The 2,137-nt window shown below is 74.8% G+C and carries 2 protein-coding genes and 1 pseudogene; all 3 read left to right on the forward strand.

All coding sequences use genetic code 11. The features are described from left to right. Positions 1-118: 118 nt before the first annotated feature. Positions 119-910: pseudogene (locus ACFF45_RS35235) on the forward strand (shikimate dehydrogenase); the annotation flags it as partial. Between the two features lie 42 nt (positions 911-952). Continuing rightward, on the forward strand, positions 953-1,435 hold the full coding sequence (locus tag ACFF45_RS35240) for a shikimate kinase (protein WP_381351115.1): 483 nt from the start codon (positions 953-955) through the stop codon (positions 1,433-1,435). After that, positions 1,432-2,137, forward strand: a 706-nt coding sequence (locus tag ACFF45_RS35245) for a 3-dehydroquinate synthase family protein (protein WP_381351114.1), incomplete at its 3' end; no start/stop codon positions are given. The genes ACFF45_RS35240 and ACFF45_RS35245, both read left to right, overlap by 4 nt.

The following is a 2,137-nucleotide window of genomic DNA, read 5'->3' on the forward strand; positions in this document are numbered from 1 at the left end:
CGGTCGCGGAGAAGTTCGGCGGTGACAGCGTCACCGAGACCGCCCGCAACGTCCGGTCGTACCTCGACCGACTGCACATCCGGTGAGCGCCACGACCGGCGGCCGCGGCCGGTGTGCCGTGCTCGGTGCGCCGATCGCCCACTCCCTCTCCCCGGTGCTGCACCGCGCCGCCTACCGGGAACTCGCCCTCACCGGATGGTCGTACGACCGCTTCGAGGTCGACGAGGCCCGCCTTCCCGGCTTCCTCGGCGGGCTCGGCCCGGAGTGGGCGGGGCTGTCCCTGACGATGCCGCTCAAACGGGCCGTCATCCCGCTGCTCGACGAGATCAGCGACAGCGCCGCCTCGGTCGAGGCGGTCAACACGGTCGTCCTCACCGCGGACGGCCGGCGCGTCGGCGACAACACCGACATCCCCGGCATGGTCGCGGCGTTGCGGGAACGGGGCGTCGAGCGGGTCGGCTCGGCGGCGGTCCTGGGCGCCGGCGCGACCGCCGCGTCGGCGCTGGCCGCCCTGTCCCGGCTGTGTGCGGGACCCGTCGTCGCCTACGTCCGCAGCACGGACCGTGCCGCCGAGATGCGGCGGTGGGGCGAGCGGCTGGGCGTCGACGTCCGTACGGCTGCCTGGGCGGACGCGGCCGAGGCCCTGCGGGCCCCGCTGGTGGTCTCCACCACCCCGGCCGGAGCGACCGACGCCCTGGCCCGCGCCGTGCCCGAGTGCCCCGCCACGCTCTTCGACGTGGTCTACGCCCCCTGGCCGACCCGGCTCGCGGACCGCTGGGTCGAGCGCGGCGGGGCCGTGATCGGCGGTCTCGACCTGCTGGTGCACCAGGCAGGGCTTCAGGTGGCACGGATGACGGGGCGGACCCCCGCCCCGCTCGACGTCATGCGCGAGGCGGGACAGCGGGCACTGGACCGGAAGAGCACGGGCCCCGCCGTCGTCCTGGTCGGCCCGATGGGCGTGGGCAAGTCCACCGTCGGGCAACTGCTCGCCGAACGGCTGGGGATCGGGTACCGGGACACCGACGACGACATCGTCACCGCCGAGGGCCGCACGATCGCCGCCCTCTTCACCGAGCACGGCGAGCCCGCCTTCCGCGCCGTCGAGAAGCGGGCCGTGCACCGGGCGCTCGCCGAGCACGACGGGGTCCTGGCGCTGGGCGGCGGCGCGATCCTCGACGCGGACACACGCGCGCTGCTGGCCGGGCAGCGCGTGGTCTGCCTGTCGATGGAGGCCGAGGAGGCGGCCCGGCGCGCCGGTCTGGACGCCGCCCGTCCGCTGCTGGCCGCCGATCCCCACCAGCGGTGGCGACGGCTGATGGAGGCCCGCCGGCACCTCTACACCGAGGTCGCCCGCGTCACCGTCCCCACGGACGGCCGCACCCCCGCCGAAGTCGCCCAGGCCGTGCTGCGAGCGATGGAGCTGATACCGGCATGACGACGACACGCATCCCGGTCGGCGGCTCCGCGGGCCATGAGCCCTACGAGGTCGTGGTGGGCCGCCGGCTGCCGGGTGAGCTGGCGGGTCTGATCGGTGAGAAGGCGGCACGGGTGGCGGTGATCCACCCGGAGGCGCTGGCCGGGACCGGGCAGGCGCTGCGGGCGGACCTGGCGGGACAGGGCTTCGAGGCGATCGCGATCCAGGTGCCGAACGCGGAGGGGGCGAAGACCGCCGAGGTCGCCGCCTCCTGCTGGAGGACGCTGGGGCAGTCGGGGTTCACGCGCACCGATGTGATCGTGGGGGTGGGCGGCGGCGCCACGACCGACCTGGCGGGGTTCGTGGCGGCGACGTGGCTGCGCGGGGTGCGCTGGATCGCGATCCCGACGACGGTGCTGGCCATGGTGGACGCGGCGGTGGGCGGCAAGACGGGCATCAACACCGCCGAGGGCAAGAACCTCGTGGGTGCGTTCCATCCTCCCGCGGGTGTGCTGTGTGACCTGGCGGCGCTGGACTCGCTGCCGGTCCAGGACTACGTCTCGGGGCTGGCGGAGGTGATCAAAGCCGGCTTCATCGCCGACCCGGTGATCCTGGAGCTGATCGAGTCCGACCCGCAGGGCGCGCGCACGCCGGCGGGTCCGCACACCGCCGAGCTCATCGAGCGCTCCATCCGGGTCAAGGCCGAGGTGGTCTCCAGCGACC

Origin of the sequence: Streptomyces cinereospinus (assembly GCF_042430725.1) — a bacterium.
Taxonomy (GTDB): Bacteria; Actinomycetota; Actinomycetes; order Streptomycetales; family Streptomycetaceae; genus Streptomyces; species Streptomyces cinereospinus.

What these genes read in the sequence shown, in the direction of transcription:
- ACFF45_RS35240 (WP_381351115.1), top strand. Translation starts at nt 953, where the DNA reads ATGGGCGTGGGCAAGTCCACCGTCGGGCAACTGCTCGCCGAACGGCTG.